Source organism: Georgenia sp., assembly GCF_054605595.1.
This window is the reverse complement of the sequence record NZ_JBTSDU010000003.1, coordinates 16,509-38,346: the sequence shown is the minus strand read 5'-3', so window position 1 is coordinate 38,346 and position 21,838 is coordinate 16,509. Positions and strand designations below refer to the sequence as shown.

The 21,838-nt window shown below is 71.5% G+C and carries 26 protein-coding genes and 2 pseudogenes; 9 read left to right on the top strand and 19 right to left on the bottom strand.

Annotation, left to right across the window (positions count from 1 at the left end; all coding sequences use genetic code 11):
• Positions 1-273: 273 nt before the first annotated feature.
• The 3 genes from ACYC1Z_RS00865 to ACYC1Z_RS00855 all read right to left on the bottom strand — a co-directional run bounded on the left by ACYC1Z_RS00865 (position 274) and on the right by ACYC1Z_RS00855 (position 3,199).
• Positions 274-1,068, bottom strand: a complete 795-nt coding sequence (locus ACYC1Z_RS00865) for a carbon-nitrogen hydrolase family protein (protein WP_461407667.1) — start codon at positions 1,066-1,068, stop codon at positions 274-276.
• 72 nt (positions 1,069-1,140) lie between these two features.
• The gene (locus ACYC1Z_RS00860) at positions 1,141-1,716 is read right to left on the bottom strand and encodes a thymidine kinase (protein ID WP_461407666.1); all 576 of its coding nucleotides are present in this window, start codon (positions 1,714-1,716) and stop codon (positions 1,141-1,143) included.
• A 136-nt stretch (positions 1,717-1,852) separates the two neighbouring features.
• Positions 1,853-3,199: a dihydrolipoyl dehydrogenase family protein gene (locus tag ACYC1Z_RS00855; protein WP_461407665.1), complete on the bottom strand. Its 1,347-nt coding sequence runs from the start codon at positions 3,197-3,199 to the stop codon at positions 1,853-1,855.
• Between the two features lie 92 nt (positions 3,200-3,291).
• Between ACYC1Z_RS00855 and ACYC1Z_RS00850 the strand changes: the two genes are divergently transcribed.
• From ACYC1Z_RS00850 to ACYC1Z_RS00830, 5 genes and pseudogenes are all read left to right on the top strand, one after another.
• Positions 3,292-3,726 carry a heavy metal-responsive transcriptional regulator gene (locus ACYC1Z_RS00850; RefSeq protein WP_461407664.1) on the top strand — a complete coding sequence of 145 codons (435 nt, stop codon included), beginning with the start codon at positions 3,292-3,294 and terminating at the stop codon, positions 3,724-3,726.
• 200 nt (positions 3,727-3,926) lie between these two features.
• The gene (locus ACYC1Z_RS00845) at positions 3,927-4,073 is read left to right on the top strand and encodes a hypothetical protein (RefSeq protein WP_461407663.1); all 147 of its coding nucleotides are present in this window, start codon (positions 3,927-3,929) and stop codon (positions 4,071-4,073) included.
• Positions 4,074-4,110: 37 nt separating this feature from the next.
• The gene (locus ACYC1Z_RS00840) at positions 4,111-4,590 is read left to right on the top strand and encodes an FAD-dependent oxidoreductase (RefSeq protein ID WP_461407662.1); all 480 of its coding nucleotides are present in this window, start codon (positions 4,111-4,113) and stop codon (positions 4,588-4,590) included.
• A gap of 13 nt (positions 4,591-4,603) precedes the next feature.
• Positions 4,604-4,912, top strand: a pseudogene (locus ACYC1Z_RS00835) (ATP-binding cassette domain-containing protein); the annotation flags it as partial.
• Positions 4,913-5,034: 122 nt separating this feature from the next.
• Positions 5,035-5,598, top strand: a complete 564-nt coding sequence (locus ACYC1Z_RS00830) for a TOBE domain-containing protein (protein WP_461407661.1) — start codon at positions 5,035-5,037, stop codon at positions 5,596-5,598.
• Here the strand turns inward: ACYC1Z_RS00830 and ACYC1Z_RS00825 are convergent.
• Genes ACYC1Z_RS00825 through ACYC1Z_RS00815 form a run of 3 tightly spaced genes read right to left on the bottom strand, consistent with a single transcriptional unit; the run spans position 5,535 to position 6,672 of the window.
• The gene (locus ACYC1Z_RS00825) at positions 5,535-6,107 is read right to left on the bottom strand and encodes a redoxin domain-containing protein (RefSeq protein WP_461407660.1); all 573 of its coding nucleotides are present in this window, start codon (positions 6,105-6,107) and stop codon (positions 5,535-5,537) included. The genes ACYC1Z_RS00830 and ACYC1Z_RS00825 overlap by 64 nt on opposite strands.
• Complete coding sequence (locus ACYC1Z_RS00820; RefSeq protein WP_461407659.1) at positions 6,104-6,385, bottom strand: hypothetical protein; 282 nt, start codon at positions 6,383-6,385, stop codon at positions 6,104-6,106. Before ACYC1Z_RS00820 ends, ACYC1Z_RS00825 begins: the two co-directional genes overlap by 4 nt.
• Before the next feature lie 5 nt (positions 6,386-6,390).
• Entirely contained in the window at positions 6,391-6,672 is a 282-nt protein-coding gene (locus ACYC1Z_RS00815; protein WP_461407658.1) for a DUF427 domain-containing protein, read from the bottom strand.
• Between the two features lie 571 nt (positions 6,673-7,243).
• On the opposite strand from ACYC1Z_RS00815, the gene ACYC1Z_RS00810 reads away from it, so the two are divergent.
• From ACYC1Z_RS00810 to ACYC1Z_RS00800, 3 genes are all read left to right on the top strand, one after another.
• Positions 7,244-9,049, top strand: a complete 1,806-nt coding sequence (locus tag ACYC1Z_RS00810) for a glycoside hydrolase family 15 protein (RefSeq protein ID WP_461407657.1) — start codon at positions 7,244-7,246, stop codon at positions 9,047-9,049.
• A 334-nt stretch (positions 9,050-9,383) separates the two neighbouring features.
• Positions 9,384-10,148: a class I SAM-dependent methyltransferase gene (locus tag ACYC1Z_RS00805; RefSeq protein WP_461407656.1), complete on the top strand. Its 765-nt coding sequence runs from the start codon at positions 9,384-9,386 to the stop codon at positions 10,146-10,148.
• Between the two features lie 158 nt (positions 10,149-10,306).
• Entirely contained in the window at positions 10,307-11,071 is a 765-nt protein-coding gene (locus tag ACYC1Z_RS00800; RefSeq protein ID WP_461407655.1) for an NAD(P)H-hydrate epimerase, read from the top strand.
• 43 nt (positions 11,072-11,114) lie between these two features.
• On the opposite strand, the gene ACYC1Z_RS00795 is transcribed toward ACYC1Z_RS00800, so the two are convergent.
• From ACYC1Z_RS00795 to arsD, 4 genes are all read right to left on the bottom strand, one after another.
• Positions 11,115-11,687 carry a hypothetical protein gene (locus tag ACYC1Z_RS00795; protein WP_461407654.1) on the bottom strand — a complete coding sequence of 191 codons (573 nt, stop codon included), beginning with the start codon at positions 11,685-11,687 and terminating at the stop codon, positions 11,115-11,117.
• Between the two features lie 251 nt (positions 11,688-11,938).
• Positions 11,939-13,366 (bottom strand): glucose-6-phosphate dehydrogenase, encoded by a 1,428-nt coding sequence (gene zwf / locus ACYC1Z_RS00790; protein WP_461407653.1) that lies wholly within the window; start codon positions 13,364-13,366, stop codon positions 11,939-11,941.
• 108 nt (positions 13,367-13,474) lie between these two features.
• Positions 13,475-15,244, bottom strand: a complete 1,770-nt coding sequence (gene arsA, locus ACYC1Z_RS00785; protein ID WP_461407652.1) for an arsenical pump-driving ATPase — start codon at positions 15,242-15,244, stop codon at positions 13,475-13,477.
• Positions 15,245-15,273: 29 nt separating this feature from the next.
• Entirely contained in the window at positions 15,274-15,651 is a 378-nt protein-coding gene (gene arsD / locus ACYC1Z_RS00780) for an arsenite efflux transporter metallochaperone ArsD (protein ID WP_461407651.1), read from the bottom strand.
• A gap of 94 nt (positions 15,652-15,745) precedes the next feature.
• Between arsD and ACYC1Z_RS00775 the strand changes: the two genes are divergently transcribed.
• Positions 15,746-16,102, top strand: a complete 357-nt coding sequence (locus tag ACYC1Z_RS00775; RefSeq protein ID WP_461407650.1) for an ArsR/SmtB family transcription factor — start codon at positions 15,746-15,748, stop codon at positions 16,100-16,102.
• 41 nt (positions 16,103-16,143) lie between these two features.
• Here ACYC1Z_RS00775 and ACYC1Z_RS00770 read toward each other — a convergent pair whose 3' ends face one another.
• The 9 genes and pseudogenes from ACYC1Z_RS00770 to ACYC1Z_RS00730 all read right to left on the bottom strand — a co-directional run.
• On the bottom strand, positions 16,144-16,680 hold the full coding sequence (locus tag ACYC1Z_RS00770) for an alpha/beta hydrolase family protein (protein ID WP_461407649.1): 537 nt from the start codon (positions 16,678-16,680) through the stop codon (positions 16,144-16,146).
• 622 nt (positions 16,681-17,302) lie between these two features.
• Complete coding sequence (locus ACYC1Z_RS00765) at positions 17,303-17,578, bottom strand: glutaredoxin family protein (RefSeq protein ID WP_461407648.1); 276 nt, start codon at positions 17,576-17,578, stop codon at positions 17,303-17,305.
• Between the two features lie 283 nt (positions 17,579-17,861).
• Positions 17,862-18,623, bottom strand: a complete 762-nt coding sequence (locus tag ACYC1Z_RS00760; protein ID WP_461407647.1) for a DUF427 domain-containing protein — start codon at positions 18,621-18,623, stop codon at positions 17,862-17,864.
• 108 nt (positions 18,624-18,731) lie between these two features.
• Positions 18,732-19,334: a hypothetical protein gene (locus ACYC1Z_RS00755; protein ID WP_461407646.1), complete on the bottom strand. Its 603-nt coding sequence runs from the start codon at positions 19,332-19,334 to the stop codon at positions 18,732-18,734.
• 283 nt (positions 19,335-19,617) lie between these two features.
• Positions 19,618-20,019, bottom strand: coding sequence for a type II toxin-antitoxin system VapC family toxin (locus tag ACYC1Z_RS00750; protein ID WP_461407645.1), 402 nt, complete (start codon positions 20,017-20,019; stop codon positions 19,618-19,620).
• Positions 20,016-20,246 carry a hypothetical protein gene (locus tag ACYC1Z_RS00745; protein ID WP_461407644.1) on the bottom strand — a complete coding sequence of 77 codons (231 nt, stop codon included), beginning with the start codon at positions 20,244-20,246 and terminating at the stop codon, positions 20,016-20,018. Before ACYC1Z_RS00745 ends, ACYC1Z_RS00750 begins: the two co-directional genes overlap by 4 nt.
• Before the next feature lie 308 nt (positions 20,247-20,554).
• The gene (locus tag ACYC1Z_RS00740) at positions 20,555-20,908 is read right to left on the bottom strand and encodes a type II toxin-antitoxin system RelE/ParE family toxin (protein WP_461407692.1); all 354 of its coding nucleotides are present in this window, start codon (positions 20,906-20,908) and stop codon (positions 20,555-20,557) included.
• 13 nt (positions 20,909-20,921) lie between these two features.
• Positions 20,922-21,107 (bottom strand): addiction module protein, encoded by a 186-nt coding sequence (locus ACYC1Z_RS00735; RefSeq protein WP_461407691.1) that lies wholly within the window; start codon positions 21,105-21,107, stop codon positions 20,922-20,924.
• A 48-nt stretch (positions 21,108-21,155) separates the two neighbouring features.
• A pseudogene (locus ACYC1Z_RS00730) lies at positions 21,156-21,687 on the bottom strand (recombinase family protein); the annotation flags it as partial.
• Positions 21,688-21,838: the final 151 nt, after the last annotated feature.

The window sequence follows — 21,838 nt, the reverse complement described above, 5'->3', positions numbered from 1 at the left end:
GGGCCCTGACGCGCCGAGACGTATCAGTCGCGCGCCGACACCGGGTGGGTTGTGCGAAACCTTAGGTCCCGTGTGTGTGGTGTGCGAAACCACACGTCAGATCGTTACGGGATCGTGATCGGTATGTGAGATTTCCCGCAAGAGATTTTCTAGCATCCACGCAGGTCAGCGCATTTATCGGGTCGGCTGATGAGACATCGCCCGCCGGATCCACCGGTAGTCACCCGATGTTCGGCTGGATATGGTATGGCCGCGCCGGTGACGCGCCCGCCGTCACCACCCGACCGTGAAGCGCCGGTTCGCCAACGACGGGTTCCGTTCGCGGACGGCGCGGACCTTGTCGGGGCTGACCTCGACGACCGCGACCCCCGGCCCCTCCCCGAGGGAGGCGAGGACCTCTCCGGACGGGTCGACGGCGAGGGACCGGCCCGTGCGGTACTGCCCGCTCTGGCTGCAGGCGAGCACGTAGGCGGTGTTCTCGATCGCCCGTGCCCGGGCGAGCACCTCCCAGTGCGCGACCTTCCCGGGGCCGGCCATCCAGGTGGCGGGCACGGCCAGGGCATCCGCCCCGGCGTCGATCAGGAAGCGCGCCATCTCCGGGAAGCGCAGGTCGTAGCAGGTCATGACCCCCACCCGCACCCCCTCCAGGTCCAGCACGAGGGCCTCGGGCGGGTGGGCGGCCAGTCGGTCGGACTCACGGTCCCCGAACGCGTCGTAGAGGTGCACCTTGCGGTACGCGCCCACCAGGGCTCCGTCCGGCCCGACGGCGACGACGGTGTTGGCGGGCAGCCCTCCCCCACCCACGGGCCGCTCGGTCATCCCCGCGACCACGGTGACGCGGTGGGCGGCGGCGGCGGCGGCGAGCGCGGTGACGAACGGGCCGTCGAGACGTTCGGAGCCGGCCAGCAGGTCGGCGGCGGTCGCCCGCGCGTCCCAGGACATCGCGTACTCGGGCAGCACCACGAGGACGGCGCCGTCGGCGCCCGCCCGGGCGATGAGGTCCGTGGCGACGGAGAGGTTGGCCGCCTTGTCGGGCGTGGCCGCGAACTGGGCGAGGGCTGCGCGCATGACGGCAGGGTACGGGCCCGGCCGTCGCGCGCGCCCGGTGCGGGGAACCCCGGGGGCTCCTGCGGACGATCCTCAGGGCAGCTCGAGATGGCGCCGGCACCGCGCCTGGTAGGACTCGGTACCGCCGACGTGCGCCGCGGTCGGGACGCGGGCGTCCCCCACGTCGTCGGCCACCACTCGCTGGTGGAACGCTGCGTCCTGCCCGCAGACCGTGCACACGGCCGTGAGCTTCGTGACGTCCTCCGCCAGCGCCATGAGGGACGGCAGCGGTTCGAAGGGGCGGCCGTCGAACGTCACGCAGAGGCCGGCGACCACGACCGTCGTGCCGCCGCGCACGAGCTCCCCGACCGCCGGGACGAGATCCGCACCGAAGAACTGCGCCTCGTCGATCGCCAGGAGGTCCAGCGCCCGGCCGGCGACCAGGTCGAGGAGCGCCCCGACGTCGGGCACCGCGTGCGAGGGGATCCGGAGCCCGGCGTGCGAGGACACCTCACCCGTGCCGTGGCGCTGGTCCAACGCGTGGTTCACGACCTCGACGGCGAGCCCGGCGAGCTGGGCGCGCCGCACCCGCCGCAGGAGCTCCTCCGACTTCCCCGCGAACATCGGTCCGCAGATCACCTGGAGCCGTCCCTGCCGATCTGTGCGCATGGGCCAGATCGTAGTGACCAGGCGCACGTCGAGCCGCGGCCGCGCCCGGGGCCGGCGGGCCCGCCGCCGGCGGTGCCGGGCGCGGCCTGCGGGCCCGGGCTCAGGCTCAGGCTCAGGCTCAGGCTCAGGCTCAGGCTCAGAGCATGGAGCCGAGGTCCGATCCGACGGTCGGGTAGGCGCCGGTCGTCGACTTGAGCTGACGGGTGGTGAGGTTGAGCTTCATCGCCAGCCCGACGATGTTGATCAGTTCGCCGTACTCGGGCCCCAGCAGGTGCGCGCCCACGATCTGGTCGGTGGCGCGATCGATGAGGATCTTGCTGGCTGCGGTGGTCTCGCCGATGCGGTAGTTGGAGTACCACCCGCTGGTGTCCTGGTAGCGGACATCGATATCCAGGCCCCTGTCCCTGGCCTCGGCTTCGAGCAGACCCACCCGGGTGAGCTCGGGAATGGTGAACACGGCGGTCGGGACACCGGTGTAGTCCGGAATGGTGGTGGTGTCCTTGAGCATGTTGGAGGCGGCGACCTTGCCCTCGACCACGGCGACCGGCGTCAGGGCCATTCCCCGGGTGTCGGCCGCGTCGCCGGCCGCCCAGACGGCGGGGTTGCTCGTGCTCTGCAGGTGGTCGGCCACCCGCACGCCGTGCTCGCCCCATTCGATGCCGGCGGCGTCGAGGACGAGCCGGGACAGATCGGGGGTTCGCCCGGCGCCGTGCACGACGAGGTCGCACTCGATCCGCTCGGGGATGCCGGATCGGTCGACGCCGACCTGGAAGCCGGTCGCGGTCTTGTCGATGCCCGTGATCGTGGTGGAGCGTCGGACGTCGATCCCGGCGGCCGTGCTCCGGGTGATGAGGAGCTCGACGAGGTCGGGGTCGAATCCCTTCAAGGGGCGTGGGCCGCGGTGGATGATCGTCGTCGTGCTGCCGGCGCGGGAGGCGATGTGGGCGAACTCGAAGGAGATGAATCCGCCGCCGACGAACAGGATCCGCTTCGGGAGCACCGGCAGGTCCATGAACTCGGTGCTGTCGACCAGGTGCTCGTGGCCCGGGAAGTCCAACGGACGCGGGCGCGCGCCGGTGGCGATCAGGAAGTGCGCCGCGCCGTACGGGGCGCCGTCGATCTCGAGCCGGTTCGGGCCGGTGAACCTCGCCGAGCCGTGCAGCGTGTGCACGCCGTTGCCCGCCAGGCCCCGCTCCATGTTCTGCGGGACCGGGTCGGTGAATCCGTGCTTGTGCGCCATCAGGTCGCCCCAGTTGATCGACAGCCCGTTGGCGTCGATGCCCTTGCCGCGCATCAGCCGGGCACTGTCGATGATCTCGGCGCCGCGCCGCAGGATCTTCTTCGGGTCACATCCGCGCAACGCACAGGTGCCCCCGTAGGGAAGGTCGTCGACGATCGCCACGCTCCAGCCTTGCGATGCGCACTTGTTGGCTGCGGCGACGCCGGCCATCCCGGCACCGATCACCATCAGGTCATATCTCATGACGTCTCCTGTCGAGGGGCGAGTGTCGGTGCGCCCATGAGGCGACGGTAGACGTTGTCTCATGGTGCAAGGTCAAGGGGTACGCTGGCCGGATGTTGATCGGGGAGCTCGCCGACGCGGCTGGGGTGCCCGCCCAGACCATCCGGTTCTACGAGCGCAAGGGCCTCCTGCCCGAACCACGACGGGAAGCCAACGGCTACCGCTCCTACGACGACTCGGCAGTCGCCCGTGTCCTGTTCATCCGGCGTGCGCAAGCTGCGGGCCTGACCCTCGCGGAGATCGGGAGCATCGTCGGGGTTCGAGACCGCGGCGCCGCACCGTGCGCGCACGTGACGGTCCTGCTGCGCCACAAGCTCGACGTCATCCGTGCGCGGCAGGCCGAGCTCGCCGCACTGGAGTCGGAGCTGCACCATCTCATCGAACGCGGCCGCCACCTCGATCCGGCCGACTGCACCGATGCCGACGTCTGCCACATCCTTGCCGCGCCACGGCGCGCGCGGACCAGGGCGGGACGTCTGTCGGGATAGTCCTGGCGCGTTGCCGGTGCGCTCCGGTAGCCGGCCCGGCCGGCAGCTCGGGCCCACGACCGCGACCGTCGAGGCCGTCCACCGGGCACGGAATCGACCGTGCCCCGTACGGGTTCCCCCCTGGTCGGACCGAGCCCGGTGCGACCAGGGGGGAAGCACACCATGGTCACCCGACCCGGACATGCCGGCGAGTCGCCGTCGTGATCCACGAGGACGCCGCCACGGACCTGGCACGCGCCGACGGCGGGCCGATGCCGGCCGCCGCGTTCATCGACGCCGGCGTCCACGAGGCCCACGCGAACATCCGCGGCCTGGTCGGCGACGGCCACCAGATCCTCAGCTTCTAGAGGTCCCACCGACCCGCCCGACCTCGAGGAGTCGACCGTGAGCGCACCGAATCATCCCTGGGACCTGCTGGTGATCGGCGGGGGGACAGCCGGCATCGTCGGTGCCAAGACCGCCGCGCGTCTGGGTGCCCGGGTCGCGCCGATCGAACGCGACCGCACCGGCGGTGACTGCCTGTGGACCGGCTGCGTACCGAGCAAGGCCCTGCTCGCCGCCGCCGGCCGGGCAGCCGAGGCCCGCCATGCCGAAACCCTCGGCGTGCACGTCACCGACGTGCGGGTCGACCTCGCCGAGGTCGTGGGGCACGTGCGGGCCACGATCGCAGCGATCGAGCCCCAGGACTCGGCGGACGCCCTCAGGGCCGCGGGGGGCACGTGCTGCACGGGAACGCCGTGTTCACCGGCCCTGCCACCGTCGAGGTCGACGGTCACCCGCACCACTTCCACCAGGCCCTGCTCGCGACCGGCGGGACCCCTGCGGTGCCGCCGGTCGAAGGACTGGCCGAGTCCGTTCCCCTGACCAGCGACACCGTGTGGGAGCTGACCACACGGTGCTCCGTCTCGTGGCCGGTCTGGACACGCCCGACGGCGGAGACATCCTGGTCGCGGGGCGCTCGGTGCGTGGGGTGGCGACCGAGCACCGGCGCACCGCGCTGGTCTTCCAGCGGCCCCGGCTGTTCCCGCACCTCGACGTCCTGGACAACATCGCCTTCCCACTCGCCGTCGCTGGTGCGCGGCGCCGGGCCGCACGCGCCGACGCCGGCCGGTTCCTCGAGCTGGTCCACCTGTCCGCGCTCGCCCACCGCCGCCCCGAAACCCTCTCGGGCGGGCAGGAGCAGCGGGTCGCGCTCGCTCGGGCGCTGGCGCCGCGGGCCGACGTCCTCCTCCTGGACGAGCCGTTCAGCGCCCTGGACCCGTCGGTGCGGGCCGAGATGCACGTGCTGTCGACGAGCTGCGCGCGGCGGTGGAGCCGACGATCCTGCTGGTCACCCACGATCAGCACGAGGCGGCCGTCCTGGCGGACAGCGTCGGGGTGCTGCTCGAGGGTCGGATCGCCCAGCACGGACCGCTCGGTGAGCTCTACGCGCACCCCGCGGAGCTACCCGTCCACGCGTTCCTCGGTGGCCACAACGCGGTGCCGGGATTCCTCCGGGGTGGGGTGCACCGCTCGGCGCTCGGCCACCTCGCCCTGGCGCCCGCGGTCGCCCGACCCGGCGGGGAAGCGGTGCTGGTGCTTCGACCCGAGGTCGTCGGTCTGACCGAGCCCACGGCGCGGGGCGCGGACGTACGGGGCACCGTCAGCTCCGTCACGCCGGACGGAGCCCGGGTGCTGGTCCACGTGGCGGTCGTCGGCATCACGCTGAGCGCTCAGGCCACCGTGTGGGACGCACCGCGCGTCGGGGACGAGGTGGGTCTGCGACTCCCCGTCGACCACCGTCACGTGATCAGCACGGACAGGGGCGGTCACGCACCGCCGGTAGACGCGAGCGCCCGCACGACGTTGACGACCTTGCCCAGCGTGGGGTAGTCGCCGATCCGTCGGCCCACGTGGACCCACCGCACGCTCAGATCGCGGTCGAGCACCACCACACCCGGGCTGCGGACCGTGTCGGCGGTGATCCGCTGGGGCCTGGCGCCCCGAGCGAGTGCCCCGGCGTAGGCAGCCAGGCCCCGAGGGTCGGCCAGGCGGATTCCGAGCCGGGCACCGGCGCCGACGGCGTCGCGCAGGCCGTTTCCGGGGTCGAGCAGCAGGGGCATCTGCACTCCCCGCTCGTCGCGCAGCCACTTGGCCTGGAAGTCGGCCGACCCGCCGACCGCGGCGGCACGGGCACCGAGGGCGGCCAGGTCGGGCGCCGCCGCGTCCAGACCGATCAGCCACTCCTGGCACGGCAGGCAGCCGAAGTACCGGACGAGCTGGATGACGAGCCAGTCCTCCGTGGCGAGGTCCCCCAGCCGTGCGGCCCCGCCGTCCGGCGTCACCAGCGCCAGGTCGGCACTGAGCCTCCTACCGAGCACGTCCCGGCCGGCGGCGGTCACCGTACGGCCGCCGTGCCGCGGCCGGTTCGGGCCTCGAGGATCGGCAAGAGCGTGTGTGGGTCAGCGTTCTCCTGCGGGTCCAGGACACTGTGCTGGGCGTGGGCCGGGGTGGTGCGGACCGCCGGGTCCCGCACCACGGCGGGCAGGCCGCCGGACCGGCTCAGGGCCCGCTGCCGCCACCCGACCAGCATCGGCACCACGGTGCGGTCGGTCGCGAACGCCCGCGTGACGAGGTGGGAACCGATGTACCGGGCGACCGGCCGCGTCTGCTGATCCATCGGGCTCAGGCCTCGACCGTGACCCCGCGCCAGAACGCGACGTGTTCGGCGATCTCGCGGGCCGCCGGCGACGGCTCCGGGTAGGACCACGCGACATCCGTACCGCTCCGCTCGCCGTCGTCGACCGACCAGTAGTGGGCCTGGCCTTTCCAAGGGCAGGTCGAGCGGTGGTCGGAAGCCTCGAGGACATCCCACCGGACCGACTCGGGTGGGAAGTAGTGGTTGCCCTCCACCACCACGGTCGCGTCGCTCTCGGCGACGACCGTGCCGTTCCAGACTGCGCGCATCGGATCTCTCCCTCAACTGGTGCGGATGGTGACTCAGTGGGAACCCGGTCCCCGCCCCGACGATTCCCGGTCGCGGCTCGGTCCGGTGCGGGTGGAGCCACGAGGTCGGTCCCCGCGGGCTCGCCCGGTCCCGCGACGTCGAACCGGCGGACGGCGAAACCGCGGGCGGTCGGCACCCGGGCGATCCGAGCAGGGCCGATGCAGTCCTTGCCGCCCGTGAAGCAGTGGCGGGAGAGCGCTGCCCTCCACGGGCTCGCCGTCCGGCAGGTCCAGCAGACCCGCCAGCCGCTGCCCGCCTGCTCCGGCGAACGTCGCCCGCTGAGCCATCGTCGTCCTTCCTGTTCTCGGACCGGGCCGGTTCGGCACCGCGGAACCCGCCGCCCGGCCGCACCGTTCCGCGGTGCCACGCACACGGGCGACGCCTCGTGGAAGCGTCGCCGCCCCGGCGCGGGTTGACGTAGTGCCAGGACCGGCACCAACGTGGAACCGTGGACGAGGAGAACATCGTGAGCACAGCGACTCAGGCCAGGCCGGCACCCGTCGCGGATCGAGCAGCCCGGGGAGAGCGCTCGTGAGCGACCTCCCGATCGCGGACTACGCGCTACTCTCCGACTGCAACTCCGCGGCGCTGGTCTCCAGCGACGGGTCGGTGGACTGGTTGGCCTTCCCCCGCTTCGACGCGCCGAGTGTCCTCGGCCGCCTTCTCGGCGACACGGCCGGGCACCTCCGCCTCGGTGCGGTGGAGCGGGCCGATATCACGCGGCGCTACCTCGACGGCGGCCTGGTGCTCGAGACCACGATCCGCACGGTGGGGGGCGTCGTGGTGGTCACCGATGCGCTGGCGCTCGGTGAGGGTGAACGAGACCACGCCATCGGGCGGCGGGCGCCGCACGCCCTCCTGCGGCGCGCCGTGTGCGAGTCGGGGCAGGTCGAGCTCGAGGTGTCCTTCGCCCCGCGACCCGAGTACGGCTTCACGGTGCCCCTCCTGCGCCACACCGATCGTGGGGTCGAGGTCCGGGGCGGGCCCGACCTCCTCACCTTGAGCACGGACGTGCCGATGAGCGTGGCCGGCGGCTCCGCTACCGGACGGGTGCGCCTGCGCACGGGCCAGACCACGACGGTCGCGCTGCAATGGGCGCCGCCGGGTCACCCCGCACCGGCGTGGGACCCCGCCGACGTCGCCCGCCACCTGGTCGACACCACGCAGGCGTGGGCCTCGTGGGCGTCCCTTCACCAGACCTACGACGGGCCGTGGCGCGACCTCGTCCGGGCCAGCGGCGCCGTCCTGCAGGGACTGACCTTCGCCCCGACCGGCGCGATCGTCGCGGCGGCGACCACGTCCCTGCCTGAGGTGGTCGGCGGCACGCGCAACTGGGACTACCGCTACTCCTGGCTGCGCGATGCCAGCATGACGCTCGAGGCCCTGTGGGTCGCCGCCTGCCCCGACGAGGCCGGACAGTTCTTGTCCTGGCTGGTCGACGCCGCCGCGGCCGACCTGAGCAGCGGCCGCCCGATCCAGATCATGTACGGCATCGCCGGCGAGCACGACCTGGCCGAACGCACCCTCGACCACCTCGCCGGCTGGCGCGGCAGCCGACCGGTGAGGATCGGCAACGGAGCCTTCGACCAGCGCCAGCTGGACGTCTACGGTGAGGTGCTGGGCGCCGTCCACCGGCTGCGGGCGCAGGTCTTCCCGACCGACGCCGTCACGAAGGCGTTCCTCCGTGGCGTCGCGGACGCCGCCGCCGACCAGTGGCGAGAGCCCGACCAGGGGATCTGGGAGGTCCGTGGGGGACCGCGGCGCTTCGTGCACTCGGCCGTGATGTGCTGGGTCGCACTGGACCGCGCGCTGAGCATGGCCGACGACCTCGACGCCGATCCCGCCACCCGGGCTCGCTGGACGAGCGAGCGGGACGCGATCGAGGACGAGGTCCTCACGCGGGGCTTCAACCCCGAGCTCGGCGCGTTCACCCAGTCGTTCGACTCCTCGACCCTCGACGCGAGCGCACTGCTGATCCCCATCGTGGGGTTCCTGCCCGGTGACGACCCACGGGTCCTGTCGACGATCGCGGCGATCGAGGCGAACCTCGTCGACCAGCACGGCCTGGTATACCGCTACCGGAGCGACGACGGTCTGATCGGGACCGAGGGCGCCTTCCTGATCTGCACCTTCTGGCTCGCCCACGCCCACGCGCTGGCCGGTCAGGTCCCCAGGGCCCGCGAGGTCTTCGAGGTCACGATCGGTCTGCGCAACGATGTCGGGCTGCTCGCCGAGGAGCACCTCGACCCGGAGATGCTCGGCAACTTCCCGCAGGCGTTCAGCCACATCGGGCTGGTGAACGCAGCCTGGGCCATCGCGCAGGCCGAGGCCGGCTGACCGGCGGCCGGAATTTTTCGAGCGCCTGCTCCACGACGGCGGTACCTCCTCGGGCGAGCCGGGCACGATCATCGCCGGCATCGACGCCGAGGTCGTGCCCTGGGCCCGAGCGGAATCAGGAGCCGCCCCAGGGTTCCTTGCCCGAGGAGCGCGAACCGGCCGCTCCAAGAGGAGGTCATGGGTGAGGATCACACGAGGGGCGGCGCGCGCATCATGGCACCGAGTGGCCACGGCGCTGCCGAGCCATCTCGCCGGGAGCTCGCGGCTTCCCAGGCGAGGTCGGCCGCGATGGGACGTCGCCGCCGCTCAGGCCCGCCGAGCGAGCTGACCGGACGTGCGCACCGAGTGGATCGAGTACCTGCACACCTACCACGACCAGCACCCCGGCATCACGGAGCGGGCGTTCGACCTCGTCCGCGACCCGCGCCTCGGCTCCCCGTACGACTGGCTCGTCGACGCCCTGCCGGACCGGCTCGGGGCGGTCCTGGACGTCGCCTGCGGCAGCGCTCCCCTGCAGCCACGTCTCACGGCCGCATCCTCCTACCTCGGCGTGGATCTGTCCGAGGCCGAGCTGGCACCGGCGCGGGACCGCGGACGCGGGCCGGTCGAGCAGGCGGACGCCCTCGCCCTTCCGCTCGCCGACCACTCGGTCGACACGGTCGTCTCGTCCATGGGCCTCATGCTGGTCCAGCCCCTGCATCTCGCGGTGGACCAGGTGGCCCGGGTACTGCGCCCCGGCGGGACGGCTGCGTTCCTCCTGCCGTCCCGGTCGCCGTTGCTCATGCGAGATGTGGTGCCGCTGGCGGTGCTGGGCCGGCATCTGCACGGCGTCGGCGCCATGCCCCAGCAGGTACGCCGACGCCACCCGACGAAGCTCATGGAACGTGCCGGCCTGGACGTCGTGCGGGCAGACCGGCACCGGTTCCGGTTCCCGGTGCACTCCGCGGAGGATGCCCGGTTGGCAGTCCGGGCGCTCTACACACCCGGCCGGACACCCCGGCAGCTCGACGCTGCGGCGGCCGCGCTGGCCCGGACGGCTGGGCCCGGCCGCCACCTGGCATTGCCGCTCCTGCTGTTCGTGGCGCGCAAGCCCGGTTGACATCGGGGGTGCTCGGCCATCGCGGGTGAGGCAGAGTGGTCGCCGTGCCGCCCGGCCAGGCGAAGCTCGTCGCCGTCCACCTTTGGAACATCGGGGGAGCCGCCCGATCGGGCCAGCGCATCGACGGACGTCGCGGGTCCACCACCTCGGGAGAGCACATGACAGCTGACACCTTCACCACCCCGACCGGCCTCCTGGTCCCGGCGATCACGACGGCGCAGATGCGCGAGGTCGACCGGGTCGCGATCCAGGAGGTGGGCCCCAACCTGTACCAGATGATGGAGAACGCCGGACGGAACCTCGCCGAGCTGTGCGCGGAGTCGCTGGGCGAGGATTGGGACGGGCGCCCGATCGTCGTCGCTTCCGGGACCGGGGGAAACGGGGGCGGCGGGCTGTGCGCCGCCCGCCACCTGGTCAACCACGGCGGAGACGTCACGGTGGTGGTGACCGAACCGGCCCGGCTCACGGGCGTCCCGGCCGACCAGTTCGCACTGTTCCGAGCCGCCGGTGGGCGGGTCGTCGACGCGGACGACATCGGCTCGCTCCGACCCGAGCTCGTCCTGGACGCCGTGCTCGGCTACAGCCTGGCCGGTGCACCCCGAGACGCTGCGGCCGCCCTGATCGACTGGATGATCGGCGCACAGGCACCCGTGCTCTCCCTGGACGTGCCGTCCGGGATCGACGCGACGTCCGGGACCGCGCCGGGCGTGTTCGTGCGTGCCTCGACCACGATGACGCTCGCGCTGCCCAAGTCGGGGCTCGACGGCGTCGAGGTGGGCCGGTTGTACGTGGCGGACATCGGGATCCCGCGCGAGGTCTACCGACGGGTCGGTGTGCCCGTCCCCACCACCCTGTTCACCCACGGGTACCGGGTCGAGCTGACGCCCGTCGGCACCGGCCGCGACCGTCGGTCGGCCGGCTGACCGGCGGCCGGGGGGCACCGGCCGCCGGCCGTACGGGACCGGGTCAGCCCCGGCCTGCCGGGCGCCGTGCGAGCAGCAGGCCCAGGGTCAGGCCGAAGAGCACGTGCTCGACCAGGAAGGTCGGGTAGCCGACCATCGAGGCCATCTGAGCGATCTGGTCGCCGCTGCCGAACAGGCCGGCGGCCACGGGGAGCGCGACGAAGGAACTGACCACGAAGACCATCGCACCCCACACGGTGCCGCCGAGGACGAGGACCGGTCCGTGCAGCCGGAGGCCGCGGGCCACGACCGCGAACACCGCCCCGTACATCGCGCCGATCATCATGTGGATCACCGCACCGAGCACTGCTGGGCCGAACGTGAAGAAGAAGAGGCTGCCGTCGGCCGCCTGGGCGATCGACGTCATCATCGCCTCGGGCGAGATCAGCGTCGAGGCGATGTGGTAGAGCGGCGTGAAGAAGCCGGTTGCCTGATAGGTCACTGCCGCCATCATCGCGAAGGCGGCCATGACCAGCGAGGCTCCTGCGCCGAGCAAGGCGCCACGCAGGGCGGAGCGACCGACCGACCGGCTGGTCGGCGAAGCGGTCGTGACGTGGGACGAGGTGTTCGCGGCCATGATGTCCTCCAGATCGGAAATGTGGTGCGCCATTCGACGCGCTGAGGTAACCCGCCGTCCGACCGGATCGCTTCCACCCGTGCGAGGTGGGGCCGGGCGGCGTCGATATCGCGGCGGAGGCTGGGAGCGGCGCAACTCATCGACCGGAGGGTGGTCAGTAGCGCCTCCGCGTGGACGACTCCTCCGGCGGCCGCAGGTGGTCGGCGGCCTCGGCGGGCACGTCGTCGAGACCCCGTTGCCCGGCGCTGTGCTCAGGTCCGCGCGGACTGCACCGGTGGGTGCCAGTGGCCGCCGTGCAGGAGCGCGTCGGCCTCGACGGGCCCCCAGGTCCCCCGCTCATAGGGATGGACCATCGACGGTGCGTCCAGCGCCGGCTGGACGACGCGCCACGCGTTCTCGACCCCGTCCTGTCTGGCGAACCGCCGCGTGTTGCCGTCCAGTGCGTCGTCGAGCAGCCGTTCGTAGGGCTCCTGCCGTTCGCCGAGGGCCTCGCTGAAGTCGACGTCGAGGTCCACGGCTTGGGTCGCGAGCTCCTGACCTGGGCGCTTGGCCTGTACCGAGAGGGTGACCCCGTCGTCGGGGCCGAGCCGGAACCGTACGAGGTTGGGGTGCGGGGCCGGTACGCCAGGGTCGGTGAACAACATCCGGGGTGGCTCACGCAGCTCGACCACCGCCTCGAGCGCCGTCGCTGCCAGTCCCTTGCCCGCGCGGATGTAGAACGGCACCCCGGCCCAGCGCCACGACTCGATCTCGAGCCGCGCCGCCACGTACGTCTCGACCGTCGAGCCCGCCCCCACCCCTGGCTCATCGAGGTATCCCGCGTACTGCCCGCGGATGACATCGGTGCTGTCGAGAGGGTGCATGGCCCGCAGCACCTTGGTCTTCTCGTCACGCAGCGCGTCGGCATCCGGGCTGACCGGTGGCTCCATGGCCAGCAGTGCGACCACCTGGAGCAGGTGATTCTGCGACACGTCCCGGATCGCCCCAACCCCGTCGTAGAAGCCGCCTCGACCCTCGACACCGAAGTCCTCGGCCATCGTCACCTGGACGCCGGCAACATAGTTCCGGTTCCAGATCGGCTCCAGGAAGCTGTTCGCGAACCGGAAGACGAGCAGGTCCTCCACCGACTCCTTGCCGAGGTAGTGGTCGATCCGGTAGATCGAGCCCTCCTCGACGTGCTCGTGCAGGACACGGTTGAGCTCTTGGGCCGAGGCCAGGTCACGACCGAACGGCTTCTCGACCACGATCCGGGCGGCGCCGGTCAGGCCCGTGCCGGCCAGCCCGGTGACGACCGTCGGAAACATCGACGGTGGGATCGCCAGGTAGAAGACCGTCAAGCCACAGTCGAGCGCGCGCAATCGGCGCTTCAGCGCGCAGAAGGTCTCCTCGTCGCCGTAGTCCCCGCCCACCAGCGTCAGGCGCCTCGTCAGCCGTGCGACCACGCGCGGGTCGGCGTTGGGAACCGTCGTCGCGATCGCGGCCCTGGCGTGCTCACGGAACCTCTCGTCGTCCCAGTCCGAGAGGGCGACGCCGATCACCGGGACGTCGAGCCGGTCACCGGCCTCCAGGAGGTAGAGGGCGGAGAAGAGCTTCTTGCGCGCGAGGTCGCCGGTGGCACCGAACAGGACAAGGGCATCGGCACGAGTCATCGGGCATTCCCCCAGGGGCACGTTGGTCATGGCAAGGTGGGTCGAGCCGGGGTACACAGATCGTTACCGACCCCGCGCACGGAACGGGAACCCGGGAGCGGCACGCTCGATTCCACCCCGCAGGGCCGTGCGTGGTGCTCAGGTGCCGGCTGGTTCCAGGGCGCCGGAGGCGATGAGCTCGCGCAGGGCGTCCGCGCCCACCGGCTCGTGGGCCATGAGCGGGACGATCGCGCACCGGTCCGCGTCGACGTCCATGACCCTGGTGATCTGGGTGGTCTCGCCGGCTGCGCGTCGGGCCAGCAGGGGGTCGCTCGTCTCGGCCGCCGCGAGGGAGTTGTTGATCACCCACGCCCAGGGGTGGATGCCCGCGCGTTCCAGGTCGGCGGCGAGCTCCTCGGCCTCGAGCACCGGGGTGGCCTCGGGCAGGGTCACGACCAGGACCTTGGTGTGCTCGGGGTCCTGCAGGCGCATCATCGGGGTGGTCAGGTTGGCCGCCCCGGTACCCATCTGACGGACGATGTCGCGGTGATAGGAACCGGTCGCGTCCAGCAGGAGCAGGGTGTGCCCGGTCGGTGCGGTGTCGACGACCACGAAGCGCCGCTTGCCCTCGTTGACGACCTTGGAGAAGGCCTGGAACACGGCGATCTCCTCGGTGCACGGGGAGCGCAGGTCCTCCTCCAGGCTCGCGCGGCCCGCCTCGTCGAGGGAGGCACCCTTACGGGTCAGCACACCCTGGCGGTACCGCTCGGTCTCCACCGCCGGGTCGATCCGCGAGACCTCCAGGTTCGGCACCGTCCCGTCGAGGGTCCGGGCCAGGTGGGCGGCGGGGTCGGTGGTGGTCAGGTGAACCGGCAGGCCACGTTCGGCCAGCGCCACGGCGACAGCGGCGGCGATGGTCGTCTTGCCCACCCCGCCCTTGCCCATCGTCAGGACCAGTCCGTGACCCTGCGCCGCCAGCTCGTCGATCAGTGTCTCCAGGGACACGGACCCGGCGGGAACGCCCGCCTGCGCGGGCGGGCGTTCCACGGGAGTCCGGTGCGGCTCGAAGAGTTCGGCCAGGGCCGCCAGCCCGACCATGTTCTGGCCCTTGAGCTCCAGGACGTCACACGGAAGCGCGGCCAGGTCGGCGGGCAGGGTGGCCAGGACGGCCTGCTCGCGGTCGAACACCGCGTCGGCCAGGGCGTCGCCCGCGGCGGGTCGGGGCATGACGGCGTTGACCACCAGGTGCTGGCGGTCCATGCCCAGCGCGGCGAGCTCCGTGTGGGTGCGGCCCACCTCGGCCACCGCCGCCCGCTGGGCGCGCGTCACCAGCACCAGACGGGTGCGGGCCGGGTCTGCCAGTGCTGCGACGGCCTGGGCGTAGACGGTGCGTTGACGGTCCAGCCCCGCCAGCGGACCCAGGCACGACGCGTCCCCCGTACCGTCGTCCAAGAACGCGGTCCACGAGGAGGGCAGCTGGAGCAGGCGGATGGTGTGACCGGTCGGGGCGGTGTCGAAGATGACGTGGTCGAAGCCGGCCGTCGAGTCCGCATCGGTCAGCAGTGCCGTGAACTCGTTGAACGAGGCGATCTCGGTGGTGCACGCACCCGAGAGCTGCTCCTCGATGAGCGCCACCTCCACCGGCGGCAAGATGCCCCGCACGGGTCCGAGGATGCGCTCGCGATAGGCGGCCGAGGCCTGGTCGGGGTTGATCTCCAGCGCCGACAGGCCGGGAACGGCGGGCACCGTGGTGATCGTGTTGCCGATCCGCAGGCCGAAGACCTGGCCCACGTTCGAGGCCGGGTCCGTGCTCACCAGCAGCACCGAACGGCCCGAGGCCGCCAGGGCGATCGCCGTCGCGCACGCGATCGAGGTCTTGCCCACCCCACCCTTGCCCGTCAGGAAGACGTAGCGTGGGACTTCCGTCAAGAAGCTCGGTGCGGCGGTGCCGGGGCCGGTCAGCACGAGCCACCGCCGCCGCAGCACCCACCGGAGCCGGCCATCGGCAGCGCCGGTCGTGCCGGCTCGGCCTGGGGCGGGCCGGCCCAACGCACCAGCTCGGTGCGCGAGGGGTAGCGGCCGGCCATCGCGATCGCGCCGTCGACCAGCACGAGCGGCAGACCTTCGGACCCTGAGACCTGCAGGAAGTCCAGGACCGCGGGCTTGTCCGCGAAGGCCACCGGCTCGCTGGCCAGGTTGTGCCGGTCCACGTCGGTCCCCTGGCCACGCAGCCAGTCCAGGTCGGCGGAGAACGTCACGAGCTCCTGCGGGACCTCGGGGCCGCACACCCCGGTGCTGCAGCACATCGCCGGTTCGAAGACTTCGATCGTGCTCACGGGTTGGTACCTCCACGGCGGGTTGGATCGACGTTTGTCGATTCAGAATGGTCCGTGGATCGACAAATGTCAATCCAACGGGGATGCTGTGGGGGTGACGTCCGCGACCCTGCTGCCCCTGACCGACCTGTCCGCGTGCTCCCCGCCCCTGGTCGGCACCCCCCTGGACGCCGAGCAGGCCACCCCGCTGGCCCTGCGGTTCAAGGCGCTGGGTGACCCTGGGCGCCTGCGCCTGCTGTCCCTGATCGCGGCCCACGAGTCGGGGCAGGCGTGCGTGTGCGACCTGACCGGACCACTGGGCCTGAGCCAGCCCACCGTGTCCCACCACCTCAAGGTGCTGCGCGAGGCCGGCCTGGTCACCGGCGAGCGGCGCGGCACCTGGGTCCACTACCGAGTCGTGCCAGGCGCCCTGGCCGACCTGGCGGGGATCCTCAGCGAGGAGCTTCGATAGTCTCCGCCGGCGTCGCTCGGCGTCGAGGTGGCGCTCTGGGTTCAGCCGACGTCCACCACGGGTGCGTCGAGGTAGCGCGATGCCCAGGCGGCGAGCACGTCCGCGACGTACCGGGCATCGGCTGGGCGGTTCAGAAGGTGGTCGGCACCCTCGCGACTGACGAAGGACTTCGGGTGCCGGGCCGCGTCGTAGATCTCGCGGGCGTTGTCGATGCCCACGATCTTGTCCACCGAGGAGTGCATGACGAGCAGGGCGCGACCGAGCCGCGCGATCCGCTGCCGCTGCGGCTGGGCGCGGATGTCGTCGAGGAACGCCTTGCGCAGGACGAAGGATCTCCCGCCGAGGTGCACCTGCGCCTCGCCGCGTCCCTCCAGCTCGGGGACCGCGGCGTCGAACAGATCGGTCACATGAGCGGGGTCGCTCGGCGCGCCGATGGTCGCCACCGCCCGGACCTCGGGGATCCGGCCCGCCGCGGCGAGCACGGCGGCACCACCCAGCGAGTGCCCGACGAGCAGCCCCGGCCCCTGCCCGCGCGATCGCAGGTACTCGGCGGCTGCCCCCAGGTCGGCCACGTCCATGCTGAAGGTGGCCTCGCCGAAGACCCCCGGGGACTCCCCAGTCCCGTCACGTCGAAGCGCAGGACCGCGAAGCCGCGGCTGGTCAGGGCGCGGGCGATCCTGGCTGCCGCGATGCTGTCCTTGCCGCACGTGAAGCAGTGCGCGAACAGTGCCGACGCCGCCCGCGTCCCGTCCGGCAGATCCATCAGCCCGACCAGCTGTTGCCCGCTCGCACCCTGGAACGTCACCCGCTCGGCCACCGCTGCCTCCTCGTCCGCGTGGCCGTGGTGGCCCCGCTCCGGTGGAGGTGACCCGCCTGGGCCGGCACTGCTTCCATACCCGGCGCCCCGGCTGCTGCCGCGCAAGGACCCCGATGTGGCGGCCCCGGTCCACGCCATGCTGGTACGCGATGGGATCGAGGTCCCGGTCGGCCCTCTCCCGCGTTCGGCCGCGCTCGGGCTCGACGCGGCCGACGTCGACGCCGACGCCCGTGGGTTCGTGGTCGCCGATGCGCGGCTACGCACATCGAGTGCACGGACCTGGCCCGCCGGCGACGTCACGGAGCACCCGCGGCCCACCGATCTGGCGGGCGTGCACGGCGGCCTGGCGACGCGACCGGGCCTGACCCGGGTCCCGCCCAGGATCACACCGGTAGCAGTCCAAGGCCGGCCAGCTTGGCGCTCAGCTCCGCGTCGGACGGCTCGGTCAGGTGGGTGTCGTCCGGGAATACGATGACCGGGATCGAGGTCCGGCCCCCGTTGCGGCGCAGCACCTCGGCGTTCTGCTCGGGCTGAGCGATCAGATCGACCCACACATACGGCACACCGAGGCGCGCGAGGAGCCGCTTGCTGCGCCGGCAGTCGCCGCACCAGTCGGCGCCGTAGACGGTCAGGGCGGGGCGGTCGGGTTGGGTGGTCATCGCTGATCCTGTCGTTGAGGTTCGGTGGTGGGCGTCTCGGTGGTGGGTGTCTCGGTGTCCGCGCATTGGCGACGTCGGACCGCGGCGACACCATCGGTCACCGCAAGGAGGACGACGGCGCCCGAGACCGCCGGCCGGGGCCCGCCGGCCCGAGTATGCCACCGCCCCACGAGGAGGCGGAGGCCCCCAGGACCAGGGGTCCACCGGCGACGACATCGCCCCGGAAGGCGCGGAGCTCGAGGAGGGCACCTGAGGCTCTCGGTGCAGCTCCCTGCCCGGGCGGCTACGGTCGGCCGATCCGCCGGCCGTCGACGTAGACCTCCAGGTCGGGGCTCTTCTCCGGCCAGAAGCAGACCAGGCCGGCGATTCTCGTTGCCTCGGGCAACGGTGTGCTGTAGCCCCACACGACGTCGGTCAGCTCCGCTCCCCCGGTCTTGACGGTCCAGTACGACGCCGTCCCCTTGTACGGGCAGTGGCTCTCCGTGTCGGTGGGGGTCAGCAGATCCATCCGCACATCGACCTGCGGGAGGTAGTACCTCAGCCCCAGGCCCGTCTCGGCCAGCACGACCGGCCGGCGCGACTCGGCGACCACCTCACCGGCGAGCAGCACGCGGACGTGCCGGCTGGACGGCAGTGCGTCGATCCGCACGTACGGGTTGCGGGGGTGGGTGTGGATGATCTCGTCCTCCTCGAACCAGGTGTCGAAGGCCGACCAGGTCAAGGTCAACGAACCACGCATGACCTCGACCGGCGCCGCCGGGTACTGCTGCGCCGCCCGGGGGAGCACGTGGTCGCCGACCACGACGTCGAACAGCTCGCTCGGCCCGAGGACCTTGGACCGGGGGCCCGCTCCCGCCGGACGGACCTCGACCTCCAGGTCCTCCGGGGAGAAGAAGTACTGGGGGAAGTAGGGGTGCTCCCAGACCAGCAGCGGCGCGGCAGCGTCGACCACCAGGTCGCCGGAGCTGAAGGCCCGGACCCTGGTCCGGCCCGGCTGGACGGTACCCGGCGAGATCACGAACGGGTTCTGGACGATGTCAGTCATGGTGGCCACCTCTGGTTGCGGACTGTGTCATGGAGCCGGCTTCCTGCGACGCAGGGCCGGAGCGGGGGGCGGCGGACCGTTGCCGGTCCGCCGCTTCGCGGCCGTGACTCACCAGAAGACGCCAGCGGCCAGGGGGATCGGCGAGACGGTGACCGTCTCGCCCAGTGCGGCCGAGCCCATCGGGCCACCGAGGTTCGTGACGGTGTACGTGCCGTCACCGTTGGCCACCACGGTCGCCATGTCGCCCTCAGCCCACCCGGCCGGGGACCCCAGCCACGTGCTCAGGCCCTCGGCGAGGAGCATGACCGTGTCCGGCGCAGCGTCACCGGTGTCCGCGCTGGTGTAGAAGCCGGAGGTGTCGCTCGCCGATCCGTCCGGTTCGAAGGCGTCCGGGAACGCCGTGCTGTACAGGGCGAACCCGGCGGGGATCTGGGCCTGCTCCACCGCACGACCCTGGGCGTCGACCTTGACGAAGACCTTGTTCGCGTTCATCGGCTCGGGGGTGCCGCGCGTCAGCACGAGCACGTAGTAGGCCCCGTGAGCGCCGATCACCCAGGTGCCCTGGGAGTTGTGCAGGCTGACCGAGGGGCAGATGAAGGTGCTGTACCCGCCGTTGTCGGGGGACGGTGGTGCCGCACTGGCCGCGGTCGGCACGAGCAGGGGTACAGCCAGGGCAAGGGGCACCGCGCGGATCCACAGGTGACGGATCATGATGGATCTCCAATCGTCAGTGATCGAAAGCACGGCAGGCGCCGGACGGGCTGACCGGCTGCGCCCTGTCGCTGATCGGTAACCCGATGAACCGCCGCGATGATTCCGCCTGGACGTTCCGTATGTACCACGTGGCCGATGACGGCCGTCACGACCGGCGTCCCACCACCCGCAGGCACAGCAACGGCAGTGGCCCCCGGACGGTCCGCATGGAACTGCGCCAGGTAGTCCTCCCCGCGCGAGGCGCGCCCGTCAAGCCTGCGGTTCCGACAACCCGCACCGGTCAAACGACCTGGTCGAACGCGCAACGAGGGCCGCTCGCGTTGACGAGCTTGGTATCGCACGTGACGAGCACGGCGTCGAGCCGTTCGGCCAGGGCGACGTAGGCGGCGTCGTAAGCGGTGATGTTGTGGCGGAGTTCCCAGATCCGGTCGAGCAACGGAGGCACGGGCGTGCGTCGGATCGGAAAGCCAGCCAGGTGCTCGAGCGCATCGGGCACGACGCGCTCGAGTCGCGGGTTGTTTCGAGCCAAGCCACGCAGCGCCGACACGATCTCGACGTCCAGGTGCGCGGGCGCGAACAGTGCGTCGCCCGAACTCAGGCGCTCCGCGACGAGAGCGTGTCGTGGATCGTCAGCGGCATAGAACGCGACGAGGACCGAGGCGTCGATGACGGCCAGGCTCACGAGGCCTCGCGCACCTCCCGGACGGCGGAGACCGCGTCGTCGGTAGTCACACCGGTTCCCTGTGGTGCCGGGTAGGCAGCGACGTAGTCGGCGACGCGGACCGCTTGGGCGACCTCGGACAGTCGGTCGACGACGAACGCGTTGAGCGACTGCCGCCTGCCCTCAGCCGCTGCGACGAGGGCGGCGTAGACGTCGTCGGGCACCTCCCGTAGGTTCATTCTCTTCATGGTGCCAGTGTGGCACCATGAAGTCATCGATGTCACCGTGCACGTCGGGCAAATGCGGTACGCAGAGGTGGTCCCGGTGGTGGATCCGCCACAGGCTGAGTGCGTCAACCCCATCTGGCCCCACTGTGATGGCACACTCAACAGGCATGCTCCGCGTGACCATTGGCTATTGGAACCCGTGGGGATGCCCCGATTCACACGTCGAAGCGGGAACGATCAGGCCGGTTTTCGGGGGTCACGGTCATCGTCGGTAGATGCCGGAGAATGCGGTCTGACCTGCGGAAACGCACCCTCGGGACCGTTGGGTCTCATCGGCGCTCATCGGGCTCCGCCGGACTTCTTGCGGACTGTTTGCGGACTCGCTGAGTGTCGGCTCGCTCGGCGATGGTGGCCTCGATCCAGGCCGGGTCACGGCGAACGTCCACGACGACGAGCAGCTCGAGCCGGTCGTGACCGACCAGGTACACGGCCATGTGCGGGAATCGTCTGAGCACCGCACGGCGGTAGGTCTCGAACAGGAGGGCACCGGAATCGGGGACCTGTTCGATCCTCTCGACCTGTTCAAGCAGCCGGGCTCGAAACCGGCCCGGCAGCGCAGGGTCCAGCGCAACGTAGTGGGCGACGACGGCGTCGAGATCTTCCTCAACCCCCGGATGGAAGATCAGTCGGCGGCGGTCACTTCCAGCGAGAGCCCATCCGGGCGTCCAACTGGTCCCAGGTCAGGCCGCTCGATGGGTCCGCGCGAAGCTCTACCGCCCGTGACCGGATCATCGCCTTCTGCTCCTCGGTTACCTCGATCGGCGCCGGCTCGACCGTGCGCTCTATGTACTCCACCAGCTCCAGACGCTCATCGAGGCTCATGGCCTCGATGGCTGACTGGAGGGCGGGGTTCACCATGCATCCAGGGTACTCGGCAACTGCGAGGGTGCTGTACTCGCCGCTATGCACCAGCGAGACCAGGTGGGCCTCCTGTTTACGGTTGAGCTTGGGCTGCTTACCCCGGAGCCGGCCCTTGGCCTTGGCGACCTTCATGCCCTCGCGAGTGCGGAGCCGGATCAGGTCGGACTCGAATTCGGCCACCATCTTCTGCCACCATCGCCAACACGTTGAACGGCAGTCGCCCGACCGCGTCGGTGGGGTCGTAGACCGACCCGCCCAGCGAGAGGCTGATCTGGTGAGTAGTGAGTTCGTCGGCGATCGCTCGGGCGTCGGGCAGAGATCTGGCGAGTCGGTCGAGCTTGGTCACCACCAGGGTGTCGCCGGCGCGACAGGCGGCGAGTGCCTCGCGGAGTCCGGGGCGTTCACGGTTGGTGCCGGTCAGTCCGTGGTCGACGTAGATCCGCTCGGCCTCGACAACGAGGCTGAGCAGGGCGTCGCGTTGGGCGGTCAGATCTTGTTGATCGGTGGAGCATCGGGCGTACCCGACAAACAGCGCGCTCATGGCGCACCTCCAAGGCTGGGCCCGGTCGGACCGCGGGACGCGCCCGACTCGGGCATCGGGCAGCGCCCGACTCAAGCAGCAAGACGCTCTCGGCCTACGGCTGCAAGGACGGCAGCCCGGTGCACAACGGACTCGGTGGGCGTTGCGACCT

What these genes read in the sequence shown, in the direction of transcription:
- ACYC1Z_RS00865 (WP_461407667.1), bottom strand. Translation starts at nt 1,068, where the DNA reads ATGCGCGCAGCCCTCGCCCAGTTCGCGGCCACGCCCGACAAGGCGGCC.
- ACYC1Z_RS00860 (WP_461407666.1), bottom strand. Translation starts at nt 1,716, where the DNA reads ATGCGCACAGATCGGCAGGGACGGCTCCAGGTGATCTGCGGACCGATG.
- ACYC1Z_RS00855 (WP_461407665.1), bottom strand. Translation starts at nt 3,199, where the DNA reads ATGAGATATGACCTGATGGTGATCGGTGCCGGGATGGCCGGCGTCGCC.
- ACYC1Z_RS00850 (WP_461407664.1), top strand. Translation starts at nt 3,292, where the DNA reads ATGTTGATCGGGGAGCTCGCCGACGCGGCTGGGGTGCCCGCCCAGACC.
- ACYC1Z_RS00820 (WP_461407659.1), bottom strand. Translation starts at nt 6,385, where the DNA reads ATGGATCAGCAGACGCGGCCGGTCGCCCGGTACATCGGTTCCCACCTC.
- ACYC1Z_RS00815 (WP_461407658.1), bottom strand. Translation starts at nt 6,672, where the DNA reads ATGCGCGCAGTCTGGAACGGCACGGTCGTCGCCGAGAGCGACGCGACC.
- ACYC1Z_RS00800 (WP_461407655.1), top strand. Translation starts at nt 10,307, where the DNA reads ATGACAGCTGACACCTTCACCACCCCGACCGGCCTCCTGGTCCCGGCG.
- ACYC1Z_RS00795 (WP_461407654.1), bottom strand. Translation starts at nt 11,687, where the DNA reads ATGGCCGCGAACACCTCGTCCCACGTCACGACCGCTTCGCCGACCAGC.
- zwf (WP_461407653.1), bottom strand. Translation starts at nt 13,366, where the DNA reads ATGACCAACGTGCCCCTGGGGGAATGCCCGATGACTCGTGCCGATGCC.
- ACYC1Z_RS00770 (WP_461407649.1), bottom strand. Translation starts at nt 16,680, where the DNA reads ATGGACGTGGCCGACCTGGGGGCAGCCGCCGAGTACCTGCGATCGCGC.
- ACYC1Z_RS00765 (WP_461407648.1), bottom strand. Translation starts at nt 17,578, where the DNA reads ATGACCACCCAACCCGACCGCCCCGCCCTGACCGTCTACGGCGCCGAC.
- ACYC1Z_RS00760 (WP_461407647.1), bottom strand. Translation starts at nt 18,623, where the DNA reads ATGACTGACATCGTCCAGAACCCGTTCGTGATCTCGCCGGGTACCGTC.
- ACYC1Z_RS00755 (WP_461407646.1), bottom strand. Translation starts at nt 19,334, where the DNA reads ATGATCCGTCACCTGTGGATCCGCGCGGTGCCCCTTGCCCTGGCTGTA.
- ACYC1Z_RS00745 (WP_461407644.1), bottom strand. Translation starts at nt 20,246, where the DNA reads ATGAAGAGAATGAACCTACGGGAGGTGCCCGACGACGTCTACGCCGCC.
- ACYC1Z_RS00735 (WP_461407691.1), bottom strand. Translation starts at nt 21,107, where the DNA reads ATGAGCCTCGATGAGCGTCTGGAGCTGGTGGAGTACATAGAGCGCACG.